Genomic DNA, 25296 nt, shown 5'->3' on the forward strand with positions numbered 1-25296 from the left:
CGAATCAGTGAGGATGACGCCTCGTGAACCGCACACTCCCGAACGGGCTGTCGATCTCCACAGAGGTCGCCGAGGCCCTGCACGAACGCCGTCCTGTCGTCGCGCTGGAGAGCACCCTGCTCTCGCACGGCCTGCCGCCCGGCCGCAACCTCGAGGTCGCCCACCGGCTGGAACGGACTGTCCGCGACGCGGGTGCCGTCCCCGCGACCATCGCCGTTCTCGACGGCACCGCCCTGATCGGCCTCTCCCAGTCCGAACTGGACCGGGTGTGCGCGCCCGATGCCGGACTGGAAAAGCTTTCCCTGCGCGACATCGGCCCGGCTATCGGTCTCGGCCGCTCCGGAGCGACGACGGTGGCCAGCACCTCGGCGCTGGCGCACACGGCCGGCATCGGAGTCTTCGCCACCGGCGGCCTCGGCGGGGTACACCTGCCCGCCCCTGGTGCGGCGGTCACCTGGGACGTCTCGGCCGACCTCGGCGTACTCGCCAGGGTCGGGACCCTGGTCGTGTGCTCCGGCGTGAAGTCGGTCCTGGACATCGCGGCGACGCTGGAGGTGCTGGAAACCAACTCCGTCCCGGTACTCGGCTACCGCACCGACGAGTTCCCCGCCTTCTACCGCCGCTCCAGTGGATTTTCCGTCCCGCTGCGCGTCGACGATCCCGCGGCCGTGGCCGCCGCGGTCGCCGCGCACCGTGCCGTCGCGGACTCCGGCGTCCTGCTGGCGAACCCGATCCCCGCCGAGGCCGAGATGGCCGCCGATCTGCACGACCGGCTGCTCGCCGAGGGACTCGAACTGCTGCGCAGCCGCGGCGTGCGGGGCCAGGACGTCACCCCGGTGCTGCTGGAGCACTTCCACGAGGGCAGTGGCGGTGTCAGCCTGGACGCCAACGAGGCGCTGGTCCTGGCCAACGCCCGGCTCGGCGCGGAGACCGCGGTGGAGCTCTGCGCCTCGTGATCGTCGTCGTGGGTGACGCTGGGCTCGACGTGGTCGCCCGGCACGCGGGCGAGTTCGTGCACGGCGGTGACGCCCGTGCGAGTGTCCGGCTCACCGGGGGCGGGGCCGGCGCGAACACCGCGCTGTGGCTGCGGTCGTGCGGTGTGGAGACGACCCTGGTCGCACGGGTCGGCGACGACTCGAGCGGCAGGCTGATCCGCACGGAGCTGGAGTCGGCGGGGGTGCACTGCGCGTTCACGGTCGATCCGGAGGCGGCCACGTGCTGCGTCGTGGTGCTGGTCGACGACGACGGCCAGCGGACCATGCTCGCCGACCGGGGCGCCAACGCACGGTTCGACCCTGCCGACCTCCGCGAACCGGCGTGCGTCGCGGCGTTCGCAGCCGCCCGGCATCTGCACCTCTCGGGATACGTCCTGCTCGATCCGGTGTCGCGGCCAGCGGGACTCGCCGCGCTCGCGGCTGCCCACGAGGCCGGGCTGAGCACGTCGGTGGACCCGCAGGCGGCGGCGCACCTGACCGATCCGGCCGGCTTCCTCGACGACGTCCGCGGCGTGGATCTGTTGCTGCCCAACGCCGACGAGCTGAGGGCGCTCACCGGCAAGCCGGAGCCCGCGTCGGCCCGGGAACTGCTCGACGTCGTGGGCGCCGTTGCGGTCACCTCCGGAGCGAACGGCGCGAGCTGGGTGGACGGCTGCGGAATCACCACGGTCGCGGCGGCGCCAGGGGCGTGTGTGGACAGTACGGGCGCGGGCGACGCGTTCGACGCGGGCCTGCTGGCCGCGTGGCTCCGGCGCGAACCCGCCGCGGACATGCTCCGGGCAGGTGTCCGGGCAGGCGCCGCGGCCGTCCGCCGCGTGGGTCCCCAACCGGCTCCCGGGGAACGCCTCGCCTAGCGAGCCCGAGGTTGGTACGTCTGCAAGTACGCCCAAGCAAGATCATGACCTGCGCTAACCGCTACCAAGCCGGAGGGCGCCACGAGTCGCTTGGTAGCGGTTGGTGACGCTGTCGATCTTGCTTGGGCGTACTTGCAGACACTCCAAGCCGGGGACTCCACAGGGCGGGAGTGTTCAGCCGTCGATGACGCGGTGCTCGGTCTGCTCGAGGGTTCGGACCTCACGCTGGTAGCGATTGACGTCTTCCTTCTTGCGTGGAGGGCGGTCGTTCGCGATCAGCACCGCGATCCACGGGAGCGGGATGGACAGCACGATGAAGCCCATCGCCAGCCACCAGGTCTCGTAGAACACCCCGGCCAGCACGAGACAGGGGAAACGCAGCGCCATCATCACCATGTACTTGCGTTTACGAGCGGCGTGCTGCTCCTCGTAGGAAGGTTCCGCCTCGGTGATCAGCACCGGGGCCACGCGCCTGTCGGGGTCGCTCACCGAGCACCACCTCCTGGCTCCATGCTCCCACCGCGGGTCGTCAACCGACAGCCGGGGAGCCCAGCCGGTGCAGCGCGGCCACCACGAACGCCTCGACACCGGTGGACAACGTGGGATGCGGCTCCGGAGCGAACAGCGGCGAGTGGTTCGACGGCACGTCCCGTTCGAAACGGCCCTCGGCCATCGCCGTGAGCACCGTCTCCTCTTCGGCCCCGCCCACCAGCCAGTACACCGAGGGCACCCCGGCCGCTTCGGCGAAGGTGCCGAAGTCCTCGCTGCCGGTCACCTGCGGCGCCTCGAACCACCGCTGCGGACCGAAGTGTTCCCGGAACACGGCTGCGAGTTCCTCGGTCGCGGCCTCGTCGTTGGTGGTCACCGGGAACCGCCCGATCTCGGTGATTTCCGGTGGCCGCGGGCAGCCTGCCGCTTCCGCCTCACCGCGCACGATCCGCTCCACCGCCGCAAGCACGCGGGCACGGACATGCTCGTCGAACGTCCGGATGTTCACCTCCAGCACGGCCTCGTCGGCGATGACGTTGTGCGTCGTGCCGACGTGCATGGAGCCGACGGTCACCACCGCGGACTCGGTGGCGGCGAGCTCCCGCGAGACGATCGTCTGCAACCGCAGCACCACCGACGACGCGAGCACCGCCGGATCGACAGTGGTCTCCGGCCGCGAGCCGTGCCCGCCCCTGCCGTACAACCGCACCCGCAGCGCATCGGTCGCGGCCATCAGCACGCCCGGCCTGGTGAGCACCCAGCCGGCCGGACCGGGCACGACGTGCTGTCCCAGGACCACGTCCGGCGTGCCCGCGTGGGCGAAGAGCCCGTCACGCACCATCGCCGCGGCCCCGCTGCCCACTTCCTCGGCAGGCTGGAAGACCGCGAGCACGGTGCCCGACCAGTACCGCCGGTGCCGTGCGAGCAGCCGGGCCGCCCCGGTCAGCCAGCTGGCGTGCATGTCGTGGCCGCAGGCATGCATCACCGGGACGTCCATCCCCTCGGCGTCGGTCCCCCATGCGGTGCTGGCGTAGTCGAGTCCGGTTTTCTCCTCGACCGGCAGCGCGTCGATGTCGGCGCGCAGCATCACCGTCGGCCCCGGCCCGTTCCGCAGGACGCCGAGCACGCCGGTTCCGGCGATACCGCTGTGGACGGTGTAGCCGGCATCGGTCAGCAGTCCGGCGAGCACGCCGGACGTGCGGTGCTCCGCGAACGAGAGTTCCGGGTGGCGGTGCAGGTCGCGATAGAGGGATTCCAGTTCCGGCAGCAGGTCGTCGAGTCCGGCCAGCGCGCCTGCCCATTGTGCTGTGCTCACCGGTTAATCTGACCACAGCGGACTCATGCGCACCTCGGGTCGTCACACCACTTCCGGCAGTTCCTCCGCGTCCAGCCCGAGGTCACGACGCATCTCGGCGCGCATCAGCCGGTACTCACGCTGGCCGGTGTCCCACAGTTCGCGCAGGTCGTCACGCCGCTCACCGTCCAGCAGGCGGGTCGAGAGCCGCACTCGCGGGATCATCGCCTCTCGCAGCCGCACCCGGATTCGTTCGGGTGAATGCAGGTTCACCGCGCCGAGTGAGTTGCGCGCCTGGTGGGAGACACCACGCAAATCCGTCGCCAGGTGCTCGTCCAGACCAGCGCCGGACTCGACGACCCGACGAGCGCGGAACAGCACCCAGTCGAACGCCTCGATCGGGCCGATGATCTCGGAGTACCCGGCGACCCGTCCGTCGAAGCTGCGACTCTCCCAGTCCCGCTGGCGCTCGCGGCGCCACCGCAGGTCCTCCCGCTCGGCCTCCCGGCGCCAGCGCCGGTCCTCCCGCCAGCCCGCGATGAGCTGGGAGGTGACGACACCGACGAAACCGAGCGCGGCCACCACGATCGGCACCCAGACAGGAACCTGCGACATGGGCACAAGATAGCGGTGTCCGACGGCGGGGCGGCACCTCCGCGAACAGGTCGCTCGGCGGCCGCCCCGGCAGCGCACCCCGCGCTACTCGGTGAAGAAACCGCCGAGCGCGCGGCCGATCTGGTCGGGTGCGTTCTCCGTGGGGATGTGATCCGCACGTGGGATGCGGATGAGCGTGGTGTGGGGGATCTCCGAGGCGAACCGTTCGGCGTATTCCACCGTCTCGTGGAGGTCGTCTTCGCCCCAGACCAGCAGCTTGGGCGTGGTGGACCGCCGCAGCGCGGGAACGAGGTCAAGCGTGTAGCGGTTGTCGGCCGCGCCCGCCAGTGCCATCCAGGAGCGGCAGACCCGCTCATCGGTCCACGGATCCACGTACTCCGCGATCAACGGCTCGGTGGCGATACCGCCCAGCACCCTCGTGACCGACTGTCGGCGGCCGGCGAGGACGCCCTCGGCCGTGTCCCCGTCCCGGAACCTGGCCACGTTGGGCGCGGGCCAGGAGTCGTAGAGGACCGAGTTGACCAGCGCCAGCCGGGACACCTCGAGCCGGTCGTGGGCGAGGAGGTGCTGGGCGATGGCGCCACCGATGTCGTGGCCTGCCACGGCGACGGGTCCGGAGAGGTTCAATGCGGAGGCGAATCGTGTCACCCAGTCGGCGAGGGCCGGAACCGTGGCTGTTTCCGGGGTGAGTCGGCCTCCTGAGCGTCCCAGTCCGGGCAGGTCGACCGCGAAGGGCCGCAGCCCGGCGTCAGCGAGGTGGTCCAGCACGGGTAGCCAGACACGGCTCCAGTACGTCCCGTGCAGCAGCAACACGGGCGGACCGCCCTGCCCTGCGGTCAGATAGCTGGCCGGTTCGCCGTCGACCTGAACCGTCGTCCTGCGCACTGTCGTCTCGGTGGTTTCACTCATGCGAACCACTGTCACCGGCGCCGGCCTCGCAGCCGAGTGTCTAGAAAGACACCTTGAGGTACATTCCTGCCATGCGTCCGCATCGGGTTGTGGCCCTGCTCAATCCGCCTCAGTCGCCTTTCGAACTCGCCTGTGCTACCGAGGTCTTCGGCACGGTCCTGCCGGATGTGCCTGCCCGCTACAGCTTCCGGGTCTGCGCCGAGCGCGCCGAGCCGCTGCCGACCACCGCCGGGTACGCGATGCTCGTCGACGCGGATCTTGCTGCCCTGCGCGAGGCGGACACCGTGGTCGTCCCCGGCTGGCAGCCGCCTGGCGCACCGGTGCCACAGACCGTCACCGAGGCGCTGCGCGCTGCCCACCGGCGCGGGGCAAGGATCATCGCCATCTGCACGGGAGCGTTCGTCCTCGCCGAGGCCGGGCTGCTCGACGGCCGCCGCGCCACCACCCACTGGCGTCGCACGGCCCAGTTCACCGCCGCCTTCCCGCAGGTAGAGGTGGACCCCGACGTGCTCTACGTGGACCACGGCGACGTGGCCACCAGCGCCGGAACCGGCGCGGGCATCGACCTGTGCCTGCACCTGGTGCGTTGCGACCACGGCGCGGCATACGCCGCACAGGTCGCCCGGAACATGGTCCTTCCGCCACACCGGGAGGGCAGCCAGCTCCAGTACGCCACCCAGCCCGCACCGGCCAGGGCGGACGAGTCGCTGGCGCCACTGCTGGAGTGGGCCACGTCCCACCTCGACCACCCACTGTCGCTCGACCGGCTCGCCGAACGCGCCGGGCTCTCCAGTCGCACTCTCGCCCGGCGCTTCACCGAACAACTCGGCGACAGTCCGGGAAAGTGGCTGCTCCGCCAACGCCTCGACGCCGCGCGGGTACTCCTGGAGCAGACCGACCTACCGGTCGAATCCATCGCCACCCGCGTCGGACTCATCTCGGCTGTCAACCTGCGCCGCCGCTTCCGGACACACCTGGGCACCACACCCGGCGCGTACCGGCGCACCTTCAGCCAGACCTAGGACGACCCCGAGTGCGCCCGTATCTCCGCACGCAGCCGGTCGGGATCCTCCTCGGCGTCCAGCCCGAGATCGCGGCGCATCTCGATGCGCATCAGCCGGTACTGGCGCTGGCCGGTGTCCCAGAGCTCGCGCAGGTCGTCGCGGCGCTCGCCGTCCAGCAGCCGCATCGACAGCCGGGATCGCGGCATCATCGCCTCCCGCAGCATCACGCGAATCCGCTCGGGGGAATGCAGGTTGACCGCACCCAGGGAGTTCCGCGCCTGTTCGGAGACCGCGCGAAGATCCGCCGTCAGGTGCTCGTCCAATTCCGCCCCGGACTCGACGACCCTGCGAGCCCGGAACAGCACCCAGTCGAACGCCTCGATCGAACCGATGACCTGGGAGTACGCGTCGGCCCTTCCATCGAGGTTGCGGACCTCCCAGTCCCGCTGACGCTCCCTGCGCCAGCGCAACTCCTCCCGCTCGGCCTCCCGGCGCCACCGCCGGTCCTCCCGCCAGCCCGCGATGAGCTGGGAGGTGACGACACCGACGAAACCGAGCGCGGCCACCACGATCGGGACCCACACAGGAACCTGCGACATGGGCACAAGGTAACGGCGCGGGTGACGCCCGTGACACCATTGACGCCGTGAGTGTTGATCTTCCCGAGTTCTCCGCCGGCTTCTGCTCCCGGCTGCGAGCGGCGTTGCTCCGTACGGGTTATGACGCGGACGGCGTCATCGACGTGCTCGGCGGGCAGGCACACGCCGCACTCGGGCGGGGCGAGCCCGAACCCGCCCTGCGCGCCAGCACCGAGGCCGGTGAACTCGGCACCCTCATCCGGCTGTTCCTGCTTGGCACGAACGAGCCGGCGGACGCGGTCAGCGCGGCGATCGCGCCGGTCGCGTTGGATGACGCGATCGGCAGCGGTCTCCTGCGGGCTGGTCCGCGGGGCGACACCGTGCGGGCCGGTCTCGACCTGCGCCCGCACGGCGACGACGAGGGCTCCTGGTGGGTGCTGGCCGACCTGGACTCCGAACAGTCGGGCTCGCCGGTTCGCGAGGACCACGTACTCGGTGTCGGACACGCCTCACTCAGCCTGGTCAGGGCCACCACCCGGCGTCCTGTCGACACGGTGCTCGACGTCGGGACGGGTAACGGTGTCCAGGCGCTGCACGCGAGCAGGCACGCGCGGCGGATCACCGCCACCGACGTCTCCGCACGGGCACTCGCGCTGGCGCGTGCCACCTTCCAGCTCAACGAGCTCGACGTGGAAGTCCTGCGCGGCGAGTGGTTCGCTCCGGTCGCCCGACGGCGGTTCGACCAGATCGTGTGCAACCCGCCGTTCGTGGTCGGCCCGCCCAGGGTCGACTACGTCTACCGCGACTCCGGCCTCGACGGGGACGACGCCAGTGCCCTCGTCGTTCGCCAGCTGCCCGCGTTCCTCAACGAGGGCGGGGTGGGGCAACTGCTCGCATCCTGGCTGCACGTGGCGGGCGAGGATTGGGCCGAGCGGGTGAGTTCGTGGCTGCCCCCGGAGACCGACGCGTGGTTCGTCCAGCGCGACGTCGCCGACCCGGCCCTGTACGTGGGCACGTGGCTGCGGGACGCGGGAATCGACCCGCGCTCCGCGGAAGGCAGGGCGAAGGCTGCCGCCTGGCTGGACTGGTTCGCCGAGCGGAACGTCGAGGGCATCGGATTCGGGTTCGTCACCCTGCGCCGCACCTCCGCCGAACCCGTCGTGGTGTGCGAGGACCTCCGGCAGGCCTACGACGACCCGCTGGGCGCAGAGGCGGGCCGCTGGCTCGATCGCGTGGACTGGCTACGGGACCACGAGCGGGACCTGCTGGACACCGCTTTCGTCGTGCCACCCACCGTGTTGCTGGAGCGGGTGGACGAACCGGGCGACGAGGGCTGGTCCACCACGATCCGCAGGCTGCACCGGACCGACGGCCCCGGCTGGCAGCACGAGCTGGACGAGCTGGCGACGGCACTGCTGGCGGGATGCCGTGGCGCGCTCCCGTTGTCCGACCTGCTCGAACTCCTGGCCGTGGGGCATGGGCAGGACGTGGACGAACTCACGCGGACCGCGCTGCCGATGGTTGCCGAACTCGTTCGCCACGGCATGCTGCTTCCTGCGGGCGGGCAGCTCACGTGAGGGCCGTCGCCGCCAGGGTGACCGAGGCGTCCGTCACAGTCGAGGACGAGGTCGTGGGCGCGATCGAGGAGCAGGGGCTGTTGGTATTACTCGGAATTCACACCGAGGACACCGAGTCGCAGGCCGTCACGATGGCCAGGAAACTGCATGAGCTGCGCATTCTGCGGGACGAGGAATCCTGTGCGACAGCGGGCGCACCCCTGCTCGTCGTCAGCCAGTTCACCCTCTACGGCGAAACCCGGAAAGGACGACGTCCATCGTGGACTTCCGCTGCCCGCCCGGAAAACGCCGAACGGCTGGTGTCCGCGGTGGTGGCCGAACTGCGCGCCAGGGGCGCCCGGGTCCAGACCGGCAGGTTCGGGGCGATGATGGCCGTGCACAGCGTAAATGACGGTCCGTTCACAGTGCTGGTTGAGGTATAGACCACAGTGACGCGTGGTCGACCGGGGGCCACTTCGTCTTCTCAGGAAAACCTCAGCTTTGGTCGAGCAACCGCCTGCCGCGCACAGCCGTCTTCATGTTGAGAAGCCGGGAACGAATTGGGAACCCAAAGCGTTGACCCGGGTGTCAAGTCAGCAAGCTCGTCTCGCGATGCGAGTTCCACAGGCCCGCAGCGCGACGCACAGAGTTGGCGTGCAGATCCGAGCACACGTCAGCCCGCGACAGGGGAGGCAGAATGTCCGTCCAAACGCTCGAGCGTGAGGCTCGTGGGATCCGTCAGCGTGAGATCCCCGCTCCCGCCACCGAGACAGCCCCCATTGCCGAGACCGAGCTGCCCGCCGCCCCGATGACGGATGCCGACCTCGACGCGCAGAGTCCTGCCGCCGACCTGGTCCGGGTGTACCTGAACGGGATCGGCAAGACCGCGCTACTCACGGCATCCGACGAGGTCGATCTGGCCAAGCGCATCGAGGCCGGGGTGTTCGCCCAGCACGTCCTGGACACCGACGAGAACCTCACCACGCGCCGCAGGACCGAACTCAAGGCCCTGGTGCGCGACGGGAAGGCCGCCAAGAACCACCTGCTGGAGGCCAACCTCCGGCTGGTCGTGTCGCTGGCCAAGCGTTACACCGGGCGGGGCATGCCGCTGCTGGACCTGATCCAGGAGGGCAACCTCGGACTGATCCGCGCGGTGGAGAAGTTCGACTACTCCAAGGGCTTCAAGTTCTCCACCTACGCCACCTGGTGGATCCGCCAGGCCATCACCAGGGGGATGGCCGACCAGGGCCGCACCATCCGGCTCCCGGTCCACCTGGTCGAGCAGGTGAACAAGCTGGCCAGGATCAAGCGCGACCTGCACCAGCAGCTGGGCAGGGAGGCCACCCACGAGGAGCTGGCGGCCGAGTCCGGCATCGCCGAGCACAAGGTGGCCAACCTGCTGGACCACGCTCGTGACCCGGTGAGCCTGGACATGCCGGTCGGCACCGAGGAGGACGCCCCGCTGGGCGACTTCATCGAGGACTCCGACGCGACCGACGCCGAGAGCGCCGTCATCTCCGGGCTGTTGCAGGACGACCTGCGCCGGGTGCTGTCGACCCTCGACGACCGCGAGCAGTACGTCATCCGGCTGCGGTACGGCCTGGACGACGGGCAGCCGCGCACCCTCGACCAGATCGGCAAGCACTTCGGTCTCTCCAGGGAGCGGGTGCGCCAGATCGAGCGTGAGGTCATGTCGAAGCTTCGGCAGGGCGAGCGGGCCGAGAAGCTGCGCGCCTACGCCAGCTGACCGGCGCTGCTCAGGTGGTGACCAGGAGTGGTGCACCCATTCGGCCGCGTTGACTTCTGCTCGAGGTCACGAGACGGTCAATGAAGCCCGCTTGAGGCAACGCCTCCGGCACGGAGGACGTCCCCTGGAGTGAGCTTCGCGATAGGTGCACCGCACCTGATCGCCTCCCCCGGAAGGTCGGGTCCGTCGGGGTGGACCCGGCCTTCCGACTTTTTTGTCGCACTTTCCCGGGAAAGTGCGAGACCCGAAACTCCCGGCCCCAGGTCAGGGGCTTCTCCCCGCGCACTTTCCCGGGAAAGTGCGGTACATGCACGCGCGGGGTATCGCACTTTCCCGGGAAAGTGCGAGGTGGGCCATGCGGACGACCATGGTGTGAGACGGCGCGGTAACGTCGGCGCACCCCCGGACCGTCCCGCGTGCAAGGGAGCCCGCGCAAGTGACCCCACCCACCACGTTTCAGCACACCGATGTCCTGCCGCTGGCGAAGGACACCCACACCGAGTACCGGCTCGTCACCCCGGACGGCGTGCGCGTTGTCGAGGCGGCAGGCCGCCGGTTCCTCGAGGTCGAGCCCACCGCGCTGACCACACTGGCCCGAGCGGCCATCACCGACATCCAGCACCTGCTGCGGCCGTCGCACCTGGCCCAGCTGCGCGCGATCGTCGACGACCCCGAGGCGAGCGGTAACGACCGCTTCGTCGCGATGGACCTGCTGCGCAACGCCGCCATCTCCGCGGGCGGGGTGCTGCCGATGTGCCAGGACACCGGCACGGCGATCGTCATCGGCAAGCGTGCCGAGGGCGTGCTGACCGGCGGAAACGACGAGGAAGCCCTGTCGCGTGGCGTGTTCGAGGCCTACCAGGAGCTCAACCTGCGGTACTCGCAGATGGCCCCGGTGAACTTCTGGGAGGAACGCAACACCGGCACCAACCTGCCCGCGCAGATCGAGCTGTACCACAAGGACACGCCGCCGGATGCCGACCCGAGCTACGAGTTCCTGGTCATGGCCAAGGGCGGCGGCAGTGCCAACAAGACGTTCCTCTACCAGGAGACGAAGGCGGTGCTGCACCCGAAGCGCCTGGCCCGGTTCCTGGACGAGAAGCTGCGCAGCCTCGGTACCGCCGCCTGCCCGCCGTACCACCTCGCGATCGTGGTGGGCGGTATGTCGGCCGAATACAACCTCAAGGTCGCCAAGCTCGCCTCGGCCCGCTACCTGGACGACCTGCCCACCGAGGGTTCGGCGCTGGGGCACGGCTTCCGCGACGTCGGCCTCGAGCAGCAGGTGCTCGAGATGACCAGGCAGTTCGGCATCGGCGCGCAGTTCGGCGGGAAGTACTTCTGCCACGACGTCCGCGTGATCCGACTCCCCCGCCACGGCGCCTCCTGCCCGGTCGGCGTGGCGGTCTCGTGCTCCGCGGACCGGCAGGCCAAGGCCAAGATCACTGCCGAGGGCGTGTTCCTGGAGCAGCTGGAGCGCGACCCGGCCCGGTTCCTGCCGGAGGTGACCGAGGACGAGCTGTCCGACGAGGTCGTGCGGGTGGACCTGAACCGGCCGATGGACGAGATCCGCGCGCAGCTCTCCCAGTTGCCGGTGAAGACGCGGCTGGCATTGACCGGGCCGCTGGTCGTGGCCCGCGACATCGCCCACGCGAAGATCGCGGAGCGGCTGGACGCGGGCGAGCCGATGCCGCAGTACCTGCGCGATCACCCGGTGTACTACGCGGGTCCGGCGAAAACTCCGGAGGGTTACGCCTCCGGCTCGTTCGGCCCCACGACGGCGGGCCGGATGGACTCCTACGTCGAGCAGTTCCAGGCCGCGGGCGGCTCACAGGTGATGCTGGCCAAGGGCAACCGGTCGAAAAAGGTGACCGCGTCCTGCCGCGAGCACGGCGGCTTCTACCTCGGTTCGATCGGCGGTCCCGCCGCCCGGCTGGCCCAGGACTGCATCCGCAAGGTCGAGGTGCTGGAGTACCCCGAACTGGGCATGGAGGCGGTCTGGAAGATCGAGGTCGAGGACTTCCCCGCGTTCGTCGTCATCGACGACAAGGGCAACGACTTCTTCGACGCCGCCTCGGAACCGGTCCTGCAGATTGCCTTCAAGTAAACCGGTCAGAAGCCCCAGGAGCGGGTCGGGGTGACGCGGATGGCCGCGGAGTACGTGGCGTCGACGCTGTCGCGGTCGTGCCCGATCCGTGGGTAGTGGGCCTCGTACTTGTCCAGGTAGCCCGGCGCCGTCGACGGGAGGACGTCCGGCACGACCTCTGCCGTGCCGGACACCACCAGCACGTCCTCCCCGTCCGGGGCGATGTTGAAGTGCAGTGCGACGTTCGGGTTCGCATCGATGTGCTTCATCTTCAGTGCACCGGGTTCACTGAAGATGAGAAAGGACTCGCCGTCGAAGACGAACCACACCGGTTTGGGCGCGGGCTTTCCGGTACTCGTGACGGTGGTGAGCCAGACGATGGTGTCGGCGATCCGGCGGCGGAACTGAGCTGTCTGTTCGAAGGTCACCACGCCAGTCTGCCCTAGTTCAACCCCTCAGCGCCGCCCGCAGACCACGCCAGGCCTCGGCCGGAACGGTGAGCAGTCCCCCGCCCGGGTCCTTGGAGTCCCGCAGTGTCACGGCACCTGCCCCGCAGGACACCTCCACGCAGTTGCCGTTGCCCTGCGCGTCGCTGTAACTGCTCCTACGCCAGGCCGATCCCGGCAGATCCTGCTCGCTCATCGCGGGGTATCTCCACTCGGTCGTACTCGCTTGCCAGCATGGCAAGCCACTCCCGGGATTGTTCCCCATTCAGCGCGGTTTCGGCGATCTGGTCGAGCAGTTCCCGGTACACCCGGATCTGCTCGGGCTCCTCCAGGAAGACGCTGGCGGCGTGGGTCTGGGCGTAGGCCACCGGCCGGTGCCCGGTGAAGCGCATCAGCCGGAACGATCCGCCGAAGAGCCCGACGGGCGCGGCGTCCGCCTGCACCACCCGGATCTCACAGCGCGGCCGCGCGGCCACGGCCAGCAGGTGCAGCAGTTGCTCGAACATCACCCTCGGCCCGCCGACCGAGGCCCGTAGCGCGTGTTCGTGGACGAAAAACCCCAGCACCGGTGGCCACTGCCGGTACACCAGCCGCTGGCGCGCCCGCCGGGCGCGCACCCGCAGCTCGAATCCCGCGTCCCGCTCCGGCCTGCCCCAGTCCAGCAGTGCCCGGATGTACGGCTCGGTCTGCAGGAGTCCCGGCACCAGGCCCGGTTCGTAGTCGACGATCACGTCGGCCGTGGTCTCCAGCTCGATCAGCGAGCGCAACTCGTCCGGCAGCCGCTCGCCGTGCCCCTGCAAGCGGTACGCCTCGTCGGATTCCCTTGCCAGATGCAGTATCCGGTCGAGTTCGGTACGCGGGGCCGCGCACCGGGCGAGGAAGATCGCGACGTCCACCTCGGGCAGCCCGCGCTTGCCGCTTTCCATCCTGGAGATCTTGCTCGCCGACCAGCCGAGCAGGCGGCCCAGCTCGTACCCGGTCAGGCCGGACTTCTCCCGGATGCGCCGCAGCTCGGCGCCCAGTTCCCGCGCCCGCGCGGTGGACTCGTGCTTGCTCATGGAGTCGAACCTAGGACCGAAAGCCGGGCGCGGGCCCGCAGGACGCGGGCGAATCAGCAGAACGGGTCAGCCGTTGCCAGGGGTGCAAGCCGGGCCGGGTGTTCAGCCGGGGAACATCGCCGCCAGACGATCGAGACTCTTTTCGATGCCGGCCTTGTTCCTGCGCGGGAACGGGCTGAACGTGAGCAGGATCGGCATTCGGGCGGTGGACCAGTCGAACGTCTCGGTGACCTTGGTCTGGCCTGCACCAGCCGGCTCGAACTGCCAGCGCCAGCGATGCCCGTTGAAGTGCCGCCAGGCGATCAGCCGGTCCTGCTCGAACTCGACCACGGTGTTCAGGATCTTGTACGACGTCCCGAGCCGCATGTCCATGCTGAACTTCGACCCCAGCTCAAGCCGCTGCGGACCGCCCTCCCGGGCGGCCCGCACCGAACCCGAACCGTCGATCAGCGGGTGCCGGGCCGGATCGGTCAGCATCTCGAACAACGTTTCCGGGGTCGCCGCGATCGTGCGTGTCCCGGAGACCTGCCGCTTTCCCATGCGAGTCACTGTAGGGGGACACGACGTACCGCACACTGTGACGATCACCCCTTGCGGCGCTCGTACTCCAGCACGACCGTGCGCTCGCCCAGCGGCTTGTCGAGCACCACACTGACTGTTTCGAAGCGGATGTCCATCGTGCAGGCGATGTCCGCGGACTCCGGCGGCAGGGTTTCCACGAGTGTGACCCGCACCTGCTGTGCCGACTGCCCGGCCAGCTCGGCGCTGGCCTCGCCGCAGCCGCCCTCCTGGGCGACGATCAGCAGTTTCCTGCCGTCGTCACTGGTGGCGACGTTCTGCGGGTACGCCTCGGGCAGCTTGCTGCCGTCGATCCGCTTCCCCGGGACGAGGTCACCCTTGTCCGCACCGTCCGGGACCTGCACCGGTTCCCCCGGCGCGTTCGGTGGCTGGGGTGCGGGGACGGGCTCCTCCGCCGACGGCATCGGCATCGGTGGCACCGTGGTACTCGGGGCCGAGATCGGCAGTTCCCCGTCCCTGGGCCGGGTGTCACCGCTCGGGTCCGCTTCCTGGCTTGCGCAGGCCGTCCCGGCGAGCAGGACGACGCTGCAGGCTACGAGAATCTGTTTGTACCTCATGCCACCCCAGACGGAACCGGCCCGGTGCGGGGTTGCATGGCAGGATGACGGCGACGACCTCGGGAGGCGGTGGCGGATGACCACGATCAGCGTGCGGTACATCGTGCACGACGTCGACGCGGCTGTGGAGTTCTACACGAGCCACCTCGGTTTCGAGGTGCACGACCGTCCCGCCTCCGGCTTCGCCCTGCTCGTCCGCGGGCCACTGCGGCTGTTGCTGTCGTCCCCGACGAGTGGAGGTGGGGCGGCCGCGCACGATCTGAGCGGAGGCAGTCCAGAGCCGGGCGGCTGGAATCGGATCCAGCTCACCATGACGGATCTGGAGTCGGTCGTCGACGGGCTGCGCACCGAAGGTGTCACCTTCCGGACCGAACTCACCGAGGGCAGGGGCGGAAAGCAGATCCTCGTGGAGGATCCTTCCGGAAATCCCGTGGAACTCTTCGAAGCCCAGTGACACCAGGACCCACCCCACTCGCCCGCAGACTGGGCACGTTCGACGCGGTCACGATCGGTCTCGGTTCGATGATCGGCGCCGGGGTGTTCGTCGCCTTCGCCCCGGCCGCGGCGGCAGCGGGCTCCGGGCTGCTGCTCGGGCTGGCACTCGCCGCGGTGGTGGCCTACTGCAACGCCACGTCGTCGGCCCGGCTCGCGGCCTGTTATCCCTCCTCCGGCGGCACCTACGTCTACGGCCGGGAGCGGCTCGGGGAGTTCTGGGGATACCTGGCGGGCTGGGGTTTCGTCGTCGGCAAGACCGCCAGCTGCGCGGCCATGGCACTCGCTGTCGTCAGCTACGCCGCACCCGGGGTTGAGCGACCCTGGCGGACGCTGCTCGCAGTCGGTGTGGTGGCGGCGCTGACCGCCTTGAACTACCGGGGTGTACGACGTTCGGCCCTGGCGACGAAGGTGATCGTCACGATCACCCTGCTGGTGCTCACCTCGGCCGTGCTGGCGATCGTGTTCGCGGGAGATCCGGCCGGCGGCAATCTCGCGCCGTTTCCCGGCGGTGACGCGGGTGGGGTGCTGCAGGCGGCCGGGTTGCTGTTCTTCGCCTTCGCCGGATACGCGCGGATCGCCACGCTCGGCGAGGAGGTTCGCGACCCGGAACGCACGATTCCCCGCGCGATCCCGCTGGCACTGGGTATCGCGCTGGCCGTGTACGCCGTACTGGCGGTGGTCGTGCTCCTCCAGGCAGGACCGCAGAAGTTGGCAGCCGTCGCCGATCCGGTGGCCGCGGCCGTGGCGAGCACCGACTGGTCCGCGCTGACGCCGGTCGTCCGCGTGGGTGCGGCGCTGGCCGCGCTCGGGGCGTTGCTGGCGCTGGTGCTGGGCGTCTCGCGCACCACGCTCGCGATGGCCCGCGACGGGCATCTGCCGCGCACGCTGGCCGCGGTGCACCCGCGCACCGGCGTGCCGCACCATGCCGAACTCGCCGTGGGTGTCGCGGTGGCGGTGCTGGTGAGCGTGGCGGATCTGCGCGGGGCGATCGGGTTCTCGTCGTTCGCGGTGCTGGTGTACTACGCGATCGCCAACGCCAGCGCGTTCACACTCACCGCGCGGGAGAACCGCGCTCCCCGGGCCGTGCCCGTCATCGGCCTGATCGGCTGTGTCGTCCTCGCGCTCAGCCTCCCGACCTCCTCGGTCATCGCCGGAGCGGCAGTCCTGGCCGCAGGCGTCCTCACCTACACCCTCCGCACCCGGTTCGGTGCGCCTGCAAGTACCACCAAGCAAGATCACGATCGCCGCTAACCGCTACCAAGTGGGAGGTGGCTTGGTAGCGGTTGACGACGAAGTCGATCTTGCTTGGTGGTACTTGCAGACGCTCCATGCCGGGGCGGGCGGTGGGTGAGGTCAGCGGGTCTTGTCCAGGCGGGAGAGGGTTTCGTCGTAGTCGCGCAGGAGGTCGGCCATCACGTCGGCGACCGGGCGTACCTCGTTCATCCGTCCGACGATCTGGCCCACCGGCATCGACACCACGCTCGGGTCGTTCGCGGCGTGGATGCGGTTGTGCGCGTGGGAGACCAGCAGGTTCTGCAACGGCATCGGCAGCGGTTTCGGCGCGTCGGGCGCCGACCACGCCTCCGTCCAGCGCGTCTTGAGCAGCCGGGCAGGCTTCCCGGTGTAGATGCGCGTCCGGACGGTGTCCGACGAATTCGCCTGCAACAGTGCCCGCTGCATCGCCCCGGAGTCCCCCATCGTCTGCAGGTACTCCTGTGTGGTGAGCCAGTACGAACCCATCCACGCCCCGGACGCACCCAGCGCCAGCGCGGCGGCGACCTGCCTGCCGGACCCGATACCGCCCGCGGCGAGCACGGGGGCCCGGTCGCCGACGGCGTCCACGATCTCCGGCAGCAGCACCATCGACGCGATCTCGCCGGTGTGCCCGCCCGCCTCGTACCCCTGTGCGACAACGAAATCGACACCGTTGTCCACGTGCCGCACCGCGTGCTCGGCCTTGCCGGCCAATGCCGCCACCGGCACGTCGTGCGCATGGACCTGCTCGATCACGTCCACCGGCGGCGACCCGAGCGCGTTGGCGATCAACCGGATCGGATGCCGCAGCGCCACCTCCACATGCGACCGGGCGACGGAGTGCAGCCAGCCGAGGACACCGGCTCGTTCGTCGGAGCCGTCCGGCAGATCCGGCACTCCCAGCTCGGCGAGCGTTCTGTCCACAAAGGCCCGATGTTCCTCGGGAATCAGCTCGTTGAGGTCGGTCGAGCTGCCTTCGGTCGGAATCTTCGAGGGCATCACGATGTCCACCCCGTAGGGCTTTCCCTCGGTGTTCTCGTCCATCCAGTCGAGCACCGAGTCGAGCTCGGCCGCGTCGTTGAACCGCACGCAGCCGAGCACACCGAGCCCACCCGCTCTGCTGATCGCCGCCGCGACGTGCTCGGACGGGGTGAACCCGACGATCGGATACCGGATGCCGAGGGTGTCGCAGAGTGGGGTTCGCATGGATGTTCTCCTCAATGGCGCTGGGCTCAGGCGGGGGTGGCAGGCTTGCTGAGGTCGACCGCGGCCTCGTGTTCCTGCGCGTACCGCTGGGCCCAGGGGTAGTCCGGCTTGCCGCTCGGGGACCGGCCGATCTCGTCGGCGACCCACAGCGTGCGCGGCACCTTGTACCCGGCGAGTTCCGTACGGACGTGAGCCTCGATGGCGGCGAAGTCCGGCGTCACCCCCGGCCGGGACTGCATCACCGCCGCGACCCGCTGCCCCAACCGTTCGTCCGGCACACCGATTACCAGCGCGTCGAAGACGTCCGGATGCGACTTGAGCGCGCCCTCCACCTCTTCCGGGTACACCTTCTCGCCACCGGTGTTGACGCACTGCGAGCCGCGCCCGAGCAGCGTGACCGTGCCGTCCTCCTCGTAGCGGGCGTAGTCGCCCGGCACGACGTAGCGCACACCGTCGATCTCCACGAAGATCGTCTTGCTCTTCTCCGGATCGTTGTAGTAGCCCAGCGGCACATGCCCGCGCCGCGCGATCCGTCCCACGGCACCGGGGGCGGGTTCGATGAGCTGGTTGTCCTCGTCCAGCAGAATCGCCTGCTTGCCGAAGTTCACCCTCGGTCCCGCCGAATGGTCCGCGTCCTTGGTGACCATGCCGATGCCGGTGAACCCGCTCTCCGAGGAGCCGATGGCGTCGGTGATGACGACGTTCGGCAGTTCGTCGAGAAACTCCTGCTTCACCGAGTGCGAGAACAACGCCGCGTGACTGGACACCGCGACGAGCGAGGAACCGTCGTAGCCGCCCTTCCGGTAGGCCTCGATCAGCGGCCGCGCCATGGCGTCACCGACGATGGTGAGCACCTGAACCTTGTTGTCCTGCACGGCTTTCCAGATCTCGTCCGCGTCGAACTGCGGGACGAACACGACGGTGCTTCCGGTGAACAACGCGCCGAAGGCCGCCCATTGCGCGGCGCCGTGGATCAGCGGCGCGGCCGGGAGCCGGACCAGCCCACCGCTCTCCTTGCCCTCGTTGGCGAGGGTCCACTCGTCGGCGACGTAGTCCCCGGTGACGAAGTTGATTCCGCCGCCGAGCGCACGCCAGATGTCCTCGTGCCGCCACAGCACACCCTTCGGATACCCCGTGGTGCCACCGGTGTAGAGGATGTAGAGGTCGTCGCCGCTGCGCTCGCCGAAGTCGCGGGCCGGGGAGGAACCGGCGAGCGCCGCCTCGTACGGAACGCCGCCGTAACGGTCGTAGTCGCCGTCACTGCCGTCCTCGACAACGACAACGTGTTTCAATTTCGGATGATTGGGCAGCACGTCGGCCACCAGGTCGCTGTAGCGCCGCTCGTGCACGAGGGCGACCAGGTCCGCGTTGCCGAAGAGGTAGTTCAACTCCCCCTGGACATAGCGGTAGTTCACGTTGATGGCGATGGCGCGCAGCTTGTACGCCGCGACCATGGCCTCGATGGCCTCAATCGAGTTTCGCGAGTACACGCCGATGTGGGAGCCAGGCCCCACACCGTGTGCCGCGAGATGATGCGCCAGCCTGTTGGCGCGCTGGTCCAGCTCGTCGAAGGTGATCCGTCGCGCGCCGCAGACGATCGCAGTGCGGTCCGGCACGGCGTCGACGGCGTGCTCGAGTAGATCCGCGATGTTGTATGCCACGCGACTAAACTAGAACATGTTATCGTTCCGGGCAATGGTCCAGGCCCGATCGGAAGGCGGCACAATGACGGAGAGGGCTTCCGGCTCACCGGACGAGCCGCACGCGCTGGTCGAACAGCGCGGCGCGACACTGGTCGTCACGATGAACCGCCCGCATGCCCGCAACGCACTGACCGGCGAGATGTTGTCGATCATGGTCGAGGCGTGGGACCGGGTGGATGCCGACGACGAGATCCGCAGTTGCGTGCTGACCGGCGCGGGTGGGGCGTTCTGCGCGGGCGCGGACCTGAAGTCGATGAGCCGCAACAACCCGTCCGATTCCTTCGAACGCGGCTCGTTCGACCCCGCCCGTATCGAGGGGCTGCTCAAGGGACGCAGGCTGACGAAGCCGCTGATCGCCGCGGTCGAGGGGCCCGCGATCGCCGGCGGCACGGAGATCCTGCAGGGAACCGACATCCGCGTCGCCGGGCAGAGTGCCAAGTTCGGCGTCTCGGAGGCCAGGTGGGGCCTGTTCCCGATGGGCGGCTCCGCCGTCCGACTGCCGAGGCAGATTCCCTACACGATCGCGGCGGACATCCTGCTCACCGGCCGCCACGTCACCGCACAGGAGGCGAAGGACATCGGCCTGATCGGCCATGTCGTACCGGATGGCACGGCGTTGGACCGAGCACTGGAGCTCGCGGACCTGATCGCCGCCAACGGGCCGCTCGCGGTGCGGGCGATCCTGCGGACGATGCGCGACACCGAGGGCATGCACGAGGAGGAGGCGTTCAAACTCGACGCCCAGTACGGCATCGCGGTGTTCGCCAGCGAGGACGCGCGCGAGGGCCCGCGCGCCTTCGGCGAGAAGCGCAAGCCCCAATTCCGGGGACGCTGACAACGGCCGGTACCCGAGCCTGGGAGTTCCCCAATGTGGCATTGGGGACGCTCAAGTCCCCCAATGCCACATTATTGGGGAACTTGAGCGTTCCCGGGGGCCACCCGCCTGCGCCGTCAGATGGCGCGGTCGCGGCCCTGCCAGTAGGGGTCGCGGAGCTTGCGCTTGTAGAGCTTGCCGTTCGGGTCGCGCGGGAGCTGCTCGGCGTAGTCGATGCTGCGGGGCAGCTTGAACCGCGCCAGGCGGGAGCCCGCGTACTCCAGCAGCTCCCCGGTGAGCTCGTCGTTCGGCTCGACGCCCTCGGCTGGCTGCACCACGGCCTTGATCTCCTCGCCCCAGTCGTCGTGCGGCACACCGAACACCGCCACGTCCGCGACCTTCGGGTGCATCACCAGCTCGCCCTCGATCTCCGCCGGGTAGATGTTCACCCCGCCAGAGATGATCATGTCGTTCTTCCGGTCGTGCAGGTACAAATAGCCGTCCTCGTCGAGGTGGCCCACATCGCCGAGGGTGAACAGGTCACCGACCCGCGACTTCTCGGTCTTCTCCCGGTCCTTGTGGTACTCGAACGTCGAGTCGCCCATCTTCATGTACACCGTGCCGACCTCGCCGGGCGGCAACTCCGCTCCGGACTCGTCGAGCACCGTCACCGTCGAGCCGGGCCACGGGCGGCCCACCGACCCCGGCTTGCGCAGCCACTCCTCGCCGCTGATCACCGTGCCGCCGCCCTCCGTGGCCGCGTAGTACTCGGTCACGACCGGGCCCCACCAGTCGAGCATCTGCCGCTTGACCTCCAGCGGGCACGGTGCCGCCCCGTGGATCATGTTGCGCAGCGAGGACACGTCGTACCGCCCGCGGACCTCCTCCGGCAGCGCGAGCAGCCTGCGAAACTGGGTCGGGACCATATGGCTGTGCGTGACGCGGTAGCGCTCGATCAGGCGCAGCATCTCCTCGGGGTCCCACCGGTCCATCAGCACCGCCGGGTGCCCGAGCTGGATGGAGATCACGACGAAGTTCAGCACCGCCGTGTGGTACAGCGGCGAACCGCACAGATGCACGTGTCCGTCGAACGGGGACAGCCCGTAGATGCCGAAGAACCAGGTGGACGCCGCCGGGACCTGGTCCGGGTCGGCGCCGCTGAGCGGCCTGCGCACGCCCTTCGGCCTGCCGGTCGTACCCGAGGTGTAGAGCATCGGCGAGCCCGAGGTGCGCCGCCCCGGCCTGCCGTCGCCCTCCCCCGACCCCAGTTCCTCGATCCGGTGGAAGCCGGCCACCTCCCCCACCGCGAACCGGGCGCGCTCCGGCACGCCAGCCTCTTCGGCGGCCGCCACGGCGACCTCGCCGAATCGCTCGTGGGCGAGAAAGGCCTTCGCTCCGCTGTCACTGAGGATGTAGGCGACCTCGGGGCCGACCAGGTGCCAGTTGACCATCACGACGTAGAGCCCGGACTGGATCGCCGCGAAGTACGCCGCGAGCAGTTCCACACCGTTGGGCTGCAGCACCACGATCGCGTCTCCGGTCTCCAGGCCGAGTGCCTGAAGACCCCGCGCGTAGGAGTTGGCCTTCGCGGTCAGCTCCCCGTAACTGATCTCGGTGCCGTCGGGGTCGATCACCGCGGTGGCCTCGGGCCGCTCGGCCGCGATGTTCCAGACGCCTAGGGTGCCGGCCTGGGGCAGGGCAGAAGTGGGCATACCCGCAAATCTAGAACGTGTTACACATTCAAGCAAGGTTCCGAACCTGGGGCGGCGCGGATCTTGCCGAGATTTCGAGAACGTGTTTCACTTTGCTCGTGACTGTCGGTACTGATGCAGCAGAGGCTCCCCTCTCCGCCCCGCTCAACGTGGGGTTCGACTACACACGCTCGGTCGGGCCGGTGCTCGGCCACTTCGTCACCGCGCTGCGCGAACGGCGGATCGACGGTGTGCGCGGTAGCGACGGACGGGTGCACGTCCCGCCCGTGGAGTACGACCCGACGACCGCGGAACCACTCAGCGAGTTCGTCACGGTGGCGAACGAGGGCACGGTGCTCTCCTGGTCATGGATCGCCCGGCCGCTGGACGGCCAGCCGCTGGCCCGGCCGTTCGCCTGGGCGCTGATCCGGCTCGACGGTGCGGACACCGCGATCCTGCACGCCGTCGATGCGGGTGCCCCTGAGCACATCGGCACCGGTAGCCGGGTCCGCGTCCGCTGGGCGGACGAGCCGGTGGGGCACATCCGCGACATCGCCTGCTTCGACCTCGTCGACCCACCCGCCGGTCACACTCCTACCGAGTCACCCGCCGCTCCCCCGGTCGCCGAACGCGCCGACGGCGATCCGGTCGGCATCGTCATCACCCCGATCCACCTGCGCTACCAGCACTCCGCGTCCCCGGAGGAGAGCCGCTACCTGCGTGCGCTGGCCGAGGGCAGGCTGCTCGGACAGCGCTGCCCCGTGTGCCGCAAGGTTTACATCCCGCCCCGCGGGGCGTGCCCGGTGGACGGGGTACCGACCGTCGAAGAGATCGACCTGCCGGACACGGGCATCATCACCACGTTCTGCATCGTGAACGTGCCCTTCCTCGGCCAGCGGATCAAACCTCCCTACGTCGCCGCCTACATCCTGCTGGACGGGGCCGACATCGCGTTCCTGCACCTGGTGCTCGGCTGCGACGCCGCCGACGTGCGGATGGGAATGCGGGTGCGTGCGTCGTGGAAGCCCAGGGACGAGTGGGGCACGACGCTGGAGAACATCCAGCACTTCGAACCGACCGGTGAACCGGACGCGCCGTACGAGTCCTTCGCCCACCACCTGTGAAGGAGCTGCTCTGATGAACGAGGTCGCGGTTGTCGGTTTCACCCAGGCGCCCAACGTCCGGCGAACCGAAGGCACGACCAACGGCGTCGAGATGCTGGTCCCGATCCTCGCCGAGGCGTTCGAGCAAACCGGACTGTCCAAGGAGGACATCGGTTTCTGGTGCTCCGGATCATCGGACTACCTTGCCGGACGTGCCTTCTCCTTCATCTCGGCCGTGGACGCGATCGGCGCGTTCCCGCCGATCCACGAGTCGCATGTGGAGATGGACGCGGCGTGGGCGCTGTACGAGGCCTGGCTGAAAATTCGTACCGGCGAGGTGGACACCGCGCTGATCTACGGGTTCGGCAAGTCCTCGGCCGGCCAACTGCGCCGGGTGCTGTCCCTGCAACTCGATCCGTACCTGGTGGCACCACTGTGGCCGGATTCGATCAGTATCGCGGGCATTCAGGCGCGACTGGGGATCGACCGTGGCCTGTGGAGCGAGAAGGAGATGGCCGAGATCGCCGCCCGCAGCCGTGCCGACGCCATCGGCAATCCTGCCGCGCAGATCAGCGGCAGGGTGGAGCCAGGTGACCTGCTCGACGCGCCGATGTTCGCCGATCCGCTGCGGGCTCACGACATCGCCCCCATCACCGACGGGGCGGCGGTGCTCGTGCTGGCCTCCGCCGACCGGGCCCGCGAGCTCACCGACCACCCCGCGATCATCACCGGCCTCGAACACCGAGTCGACTCCCCCGTGCTCGGCGCGCGGGACCTCACCGGCTCGCCCTCGGCCGAGGCCGCCGGCAGGGCCGCGCGCGCCGACGGCGTGGAACTCGCCGAACTGCACGCGCCGTTCACCCATCAGGAGATCATCCTGCGCACCGCGCTCGGACTGGGCGACGACGTGGTGATCAACCCGTCCGGCGGGCCGCTGACCGGAAACCCCATGTTCTCCGCGGGCCTGGCCCGCATCGGCGAGGCGGCGAACCGGATTCTGCGCGGGGAGGCGGGAAAGGTGCTGGCGCACGCGACCAGCGGTCCCGCTCTGCAACAGAATCTGGTGGCCGTACTGGAGGGACGCGACTGATGGCCAAGCAACTCGCCGCCGTGCTCGGCACCGGCCAGACCGACCACCGGGCCAAGCGCACCGACGTCTCGATGCCCGGCCTGCTGCGCGAGGCGATCGACCGCGCGATGCGGGACGCGCAGGTCGAGTGGGCCGACATCGACGCCGTGGTACTGGGCAAGGCGCCGGACCTGTTCGAGGGCGTGATGATGCCGGAACTGTTCCTGGCCGACGCCCTCGGCGCCAACGGAAAGCCATTGCTGCGCGTACACACCGCCGGATCCGTCGGCGGCTCCACCGCGCTCATCGCCGCGAGCCTCGTGCAGTCCGGGGTGCACCGCAGGGTGCTCACGGTGGCCTTCGAGAAGCAGTCGGAGTCCAACGCCATGTGGGCCCTGTCCATCCTGCCGCCGTTCCAGATGCCCGTCGGTGCGGGCGCGGGTGGCTATTTCGCGCCGCACGTGCGCTCCTACATTCGCCGTTCCGGCGCTCCGGAGCACATCGGTGCGATGGTGGCCGCCAAGGACCGGCGAAACGGGGCGCTCAATCCCCACGCCCACCTGCGCCAGGCGGACATCACCGTGGAGTCCGTCCAGGCCTCGCAGATGCTGTGGGACCCGATTCGCTACGACGAGACCTGCCCGTCCTCGGACGGCGCGTGCGCGATGGTGCTCGGCGACGAGGCCGCGGGTGATGCCGTGCGGGGCGGAGCGGGCTGGATTCACGCGACCGCGATGCGCACGGAGCCGACCACGTTCGCCGGCCGGGACCAGGTGAACCCACGGGCGGGGCGCGACGCCGCGGCCGCGCTGTGGCGGGAGGCGGGGATCTCCGACCCCCTGTCCGAAGTAGACGCGGCGGAGATCTACGTGCCGTTCTCCTGGTTCGAGCCGATGTGGCTGGAAAACCTGGGTTTCACCGCGGAGGGAGCGGGCTGGAAGCTGACCGAGGCGGGCGATACGGCGATCGGTGGCAGGCTGCCGGTGAACCCGTCCGGCGGTGTGCTGTCCACCAACCCCATCGGCGCGTCCGGCATGCTCAGGTTCGCGGAGGCGGCCAAACAGGTCATGGGTCGTGCGGGCGACTACCAGGTGGACGGCGCGAAGATCGCGCTCGGCCACGCCTACGGCGGTGGGTCGCAGTACTTCTCGATGTGGGTGGTGGGCGCGCACAAGCCGGCCGACTGACCCTGCCCGT

The 25296-nt window shown here is 69.5% G+C and carries 26 protein-coding genes; 13 read left to right on the forward strand and 13 right to left on the reverse strand.

The genetic code is table 11. From position 1 onward, the window contains the following. Positions 1-23 precede the first annotated feature (23 nt). On the forward strand, positions 24-956 hold the full coding sequence (locus tag BM199_RS19895; RefSeq protein WP_091674779.1) for a pseudouridine-5'-phosphate glycosidase: 933 nt from the start codon (positions 24-26) through the stop codon (positions 954-956). Beyond that, positions 953-1849 carry a carbohydrate kinase family protein gene (locus tag BM199_RS19900; RefSeq protein ID WP_425425554.1) on the forward strand — a complete coding sequence of 299 codons (897 nt, stop codon included), beginning with the start codon at positions 953-955 and terminating at the stop codon, positions 1847-1849. Before BM199_RS19895 ends, BM199_RS19900 begins: the two co-directional genes overlap by 4 nt. 174 nt (positions 1850-2023) lie before the next feature. On the opposite strand, the gene BM199_RS19905 is transcribed toward BM199_RS19900, so the two are convergent. From BM199_RS19905 to BM199_RS19920, 4 genes are all read right to left on the reverse strand, one after another. Further along, the gene (locus BM199_RS19905; protein WP_091674780.1) at positions 2024-2338 is read right to left on the reverse strand and encodes a DUF3099 domain-containing protein; all 315 of its coding nucleotides are present in this window, start codon (positions 2336-2338) and stop codon (positions 2024-2026) included. 40 nt (positions 2339-2378) lie between these two features. Further along, on the reverse strand, positions 2379-3653 hold the full coding sequence (locus BM199_RS19910) for an amidohydrolase (RefSeq protein WP_245788474.1): 1275 nt from the start codon (positions 3651-3653) through the stop codon (positions 2379-2381). A 42-nt stretch (positions 3654-3695) separates the two neighbouring features. Further along, the gene (locus BM199_RS19915; RefSeq protein ID WP_091674781.1) at positions 3696-4247 is read right to left on the reverse strand and encodes a hypothetical protein; all 552 of its coding nucleotides are present in this window, start codon (positions 4245-4247) and stop codon (positions 3696-3698) included. 84 nt (positions 4248-4331) lie between these two features. Continuing rightward, positions 4332-5156, reverse strand: coding sequence for an alpha/beta fold hydrolase (locus BM199_RS19920; protein WP_177242699.1), 825 nt, complete (start codon positions 5154-5156; stop codon positions 4332-4334). Positions 5157-5227: 71 nt separating this feature from the next. Between BM199_RS19920 and BM199_RS19925 the strand changes: the two genes are divergently transcribed. Then, positions 5228-6178, forward strand: coding sequence for a GlxA family transcriptional regulator (locus BM199_RS19925; RefSeq protein WP_091674782.1), 951 nt, complete (start codon positions 5228-5230; stop codon positions 6176-6178). Here BM199_RS19925 and BM199_RS19930 read toward each other — a convergent pair. After that, the gene (locus tag BM199_RS19930; RefSeq protein WP_091674783.1) at positions 6175-6759 is read right to left on the reverse strand and encodes a hypothetical protein; all 585 of its coding nucleotides are present in this window, start codon (positions 6757-6759) and stop codon (positions 6175-6177) included. The genes BM199_RS19925 and BM199_RS19930 overlap by 4 nt on opposite strands. A 47-nt stretch (positions 6760-6806) precedes the next feature. Between BM199_RS19930 and BM199_RS19935 the strand changes: the two genes are divergently transcribed. From BM199_RS19935 to BM199_RS19950, 4 genes are all read left to right on the forward strand, one after another. After that, positions 6807-8315: a DUF7782 domain-containing protein gene (locus BM199_RS19935; protein ID WP_091674784.1), complete on the forward strand. Its 1509-nt coding sequence runs from the start codon at positions 6807-6809 to the stop codon at positions 8313-8315. Beyond that, entirely contained in the window at positions 8312-8737 is a 426-nt protein-coding gene (dtd, locus tag BM199_RS19940; RefSeq protein ID WP_091674785.1) for a D-aminoacyl-tRNA deacylase, read from the forward strand. Before BM199_RS19935 ends, dtd begins: the two co-directional genes overlap by 4 nt. A 254-nt stretch (positions 8738-8991) precedes the next feature. Then, entirely contained in the window at positions 8992-10041 is a 1050-nt protein-coding gene (locus tag BM199_RS19945; protein ID WP_091674786.1) for a sigma-70 family RNA polymerase sigma factor, read from the forward strand. A 436-nt stretch (positions 10042-10477) separates the two neighbouring features. Next, complete coding sequence (locus BM199_RS19950) at positions 10478-12145, forward strand: fumarate hydratase (protein ID WP_091674787.1); 1668 nt, start codon at positions 10478-10480, stop codon at positions 12143-12145. Between the two features lie 5 nt (positions 12146-12150). Here the strand turns inward: BM199_RS19950 and BM199_RS19955 are convergent, their stop codons facing one another. From BM199_RS19955 to BM199_RS19975, 5 genes are all read right to left on the reverse strand, one after another. Next, the gene (locus BM199_RS19955; RefSeq protein ID WP_091674914.1) at positions 12151-12552 is read right to left on the reverse strand and encodes a TIGR03667 family PPOX class F420-dependent oxidoreductase; all 402 of its coding nucleotides are present in this window, start codon (positions 12550-12552) and stop codon (positions 12151-12153) included. A gap of 19 nt (positions 12553-12571) precedes the next feature. Next, complete coding sequence (locus BM199_RS19960; RefSeq protein ID WP_091674788.1) at positions 12572-12766, reverse strand: DUF397 domain-containing protein; 195 nt, start codon at positions 12764-12766, stop codon at positions 12572-12574. Next, entirely contained in the window at positions 12729-13628 is a 900-nt protein-coding gene (locus BM199_RS19965; RefSeq protein ID WP_091674789.1) for a helix-turn-helix domain-containing protein, read from the reverse strand. Before BM199_RS19965 ends, BM199_RS19960 begins: the two co-directional genes overlap by 38 nt. 102 nt (positions 13629-13730) lie before the next feature. Next, positions 13731-14168 carry an SRPBCC family protein gene (locus BM199_RS19970; RefSeq protein WP_091674790.1) on the reverse strand — a complete coding sequence of 146 codons (438 nt, stop codon included), beginning with the start codon at positions 14166-14168 and terminating at the stop codon, positions 13731-13733. Between the two features lie 44 nt (positions 14169-14212). Then, on the reverse strand, positions 14213-14764 hold the full coding sequence (locus tag BM199_RS19975; RefSeq protein WP_091674791.1) for a hypothetical protein: 552 nt from the start codon (positions 14762-14764) through the stop codon (positions 14213-14215). A 76-nt stretch (positions 14765-14840) separates the two neighbouring features. On the opposite strand from BM199_RS19975, the gene BM199_RS19980 reads away from it, so the two are divergent. Together BM199_RS19980 and BM199_RS19985 are read left to right on the forward strand one after the other, a co-directional pair. Beyond that, positions 14841-15218 (forward strand): VOC family protein, encoded by a 378-nt coding sequence (locus tag BM199_RS19980; protein ID WP_091674792.1) that lies wholly within the window; start codon positions 14841-14843, stop codon positions 15216-15218. Then, on the forward strand, positions 15215-16510 hold the full coding sequence (locus tag BM199_RS19985; protein WP_281245723.1) for an APC family permease: 1296 nt from the start codon (positions 15215-15217) through the stop codon (positions 16508-16510). The genes BM199_RS19980 and BM199_RS19985 overlap by 4 nt, the downstream gene beginning before the upstream one ends. A gap of 102 nt (positions 16511-16612) precedes the next feature. Here the strand turns inward: BM199_RS19985 and BM199_RS19990 are convergent, their stop codons facing one another. Together BM199_RS19990 and BM199_RS19995 are read right to left on the reverse strand one after the other, a co-directional pair. After that, on the reverse strand, positions 16613-17719 hold the full coding sequence (locus BM199_RS19990) for an NAD(P)H-dependent flavin oxidoreductase (RefSeq protein ID WP_091674793.1): 1107 nt from the start codon (positions 17717-17719) through the stop codon (positions 16613-16615). Between the two features lie 26 nt (positions 17720-17745). Next, a complete protein-coding gene (locus tag BM199_RS19995; protein ID WP_091674794.1) occupies positions 17746-19380 on the reverse strand; it encodes an acyl-CoA synthetase in 1635 nt (544 codons plus the stop codon). A 64-nt stretch (positions 19381-19444) separates the two neighbouring features. Between BM199_RS19995 and BM199_RS20000 the strand changes: the two genes are divergently transcribed. Continuing rightward, positions 19445-20257 (forward strand): crotonase/enoyl-CoA hydratase family protein, encoded by an 813-nt coding sequence (locus BM199_RS20000; RefSeq protein ID WP_091674916.1) that lies wholly within the window; start codon positions 19445-19447, stop codon positions 20255-20257. 116 nt (positions 20258-20373) lie between these two features. Here BM199_RS20000 and BM199_RS20005 read toward each other — a convergent pair whose 3' ends face one another. Beyond that, on the reverse strand, positions 20374-21948 hold the full coding sequence (locus tag BM199_RS20005) for an acyl-CoA synthetase (RefSeq protein WP_091674795.1): 1575 nt from the start codon (positions 21946-21948) through the stop codon (positions 20374-20376). A 98-nt stretch (positions 21949-22046) separates the two neighbouring features. Here BM199_RS20005 and BM199_RS20010 point away from each other — a divergent pair, with 98 nt between their 5' ends. From BM199_RS20010 to BM199_RS20020, 3 genes are read left to right on the forward strand one after another with little or no spacing between them, the layout of a single operon-like run. Continuing rightward, positions 22047-23051 (forward strand): Zn-ribbon domain-containing OB-fold protein, encoded by a 1005-nt coding sequence (locus BM199_RS20010; RefSeq protein WP_091674796.1) that lies wholly within the window; start codon positions 22047-22049, stop codon positions 23049-23051. A gap of 13 nt (positions 23052-23064) precedes the next feature. Continuing rightward, complete coding sequence (locus BM199_RS20015) at positions 23065-24120, forward strand: thiolase domain-containing protein (protein ID WP_091674797.1); 1056 nt, start codon at positions 23065-23067, stop codon at positions 24118-24120. Further along, entirely contained in the window at positions 24120-25286 is a 1167-nt protein-coding gene (locus BM199_RS20020; RefSeq protein WP_091674798.1) for a thiolase domain-containing protein, read from the forward strand. Before BM199_RS20015 ends, BM199_RS20020 begins: the two co-directional genes overlap by 1 nt. Positions 25287-25296 lie beyond the last annotated feature (10 nt).

The organism is Amycolatopsis marina (genome assembly GCF_900111885.1).
In the GTDB taxonomy this organism is placed as follows: Bacteria; Actinomycetota; Actinomycetes; order Mycobacteriales; family Pseudonocardiaceae; genus Amycolatopsis; species Amycolatopsis marina.

Coding starts and splice junctions, on each gene's coding strand:
- BM199_RS19915 (WP_091674781.1), bottom strand. CDS start 4,247: ATGTCGCAGGTTCCTGTCTGGGTGCCGATCGTGGTGGCCGCGCTCGGT.
- BM199_RS19920 (WP_177242699.1), bottom strand. CDS start 5,156: ATGAGTGAAACCACCGAGACGACAGTGCGCAGGACGACGGTTCAGGTC.
- BM199_RS19925 (WP_091674782.1), top strand. CDS start 5,228: ATGCGTCCGCATCGGGTTGTGGCCCTGCTCAATCCGCCTCAGTCGCCT.
- BM199_RS19930 (WP_091674783.1), bottom strand. CDS start 6,759: ATGTCGCAGGTTCCTGTGTGGGTCCCGATCGTGGTGGCCGCGCTCGGT.
- BM199_RS19945 (WP_091674786.1), top strand. CDS start 8,992: ATGTCCGTCCAAACGCTCGAGCGTGAGGCTCGTGGGATCCGTCAGCGT.
- BM199_RS19960 (WP_091674788.1), bottom strand. CDS start 12,766: ATGAGCGAGCAGGATCTGCCGGGATCGGCCTGGCGTAGGAGCAGTTAC.
- BM199_RS19965 (WP_091674789.1), bottom strand. CDS start 13,628: ATGAGCAAGCACGAGTCCACCGCGCGGGCGCGGGAACTGGGCGCCGAG.
- BM199_RS19970 (WP_091674790.1), bottom strand. CDS start 14,168: ATGGGAAAGCGGCAGGTCTCCGGGACACGCACGATCGCGGCGACCCCG.
- BM199_RS19975 (WP_091674791.1), bottom strand. CDS start 14,764: ATGAGGTACAAACAGATTCTCGTAGCCTGCAGCGTCGTCCTGCTCGCC.
- BM199_RS19980 (WP_091674792.1), top strand. CDS start 14,841: ATGACCACGATCAGCGTGCGGTACATCGTGCACGACGTCGACGCGGCT.
- BM199_RS19990 (WP_091674793.1), bottom strand. CDS start 17,719: ATGCGAACCCCACTCTGCGACACCCTCGGCATCCGGTATCCGATCGTC.
- BM199_RS20000 (WP_091674916.1), top strand. CDS start 19,445: ATGACGGAGAGGGCTTCCGGCTCACCGGACGAGCCGCACGCGCTGGTC.
- BM199_RS20005 (WP_091674795.1), bottom strand. CDS start 21,948: ATGCCCACTTCTGCCCTGCCCCAGGCCGGCACCCTAGGCGTCTGGAAC.
- BM199_RS20015 (WP_091674797.1), top strand. CDS start 23,065: ATGAACGAGGTCGCGGTTGTCGGTTTCACCCAGGCGCCCAACGTCCGG.
- BM199_RS20020 (WP_091674798.1), top strand. CDS start 24,120: ATGGCCAAGCAACTCGCCGCCGTGCTCGGCACCGGCCAGACCGACCAC.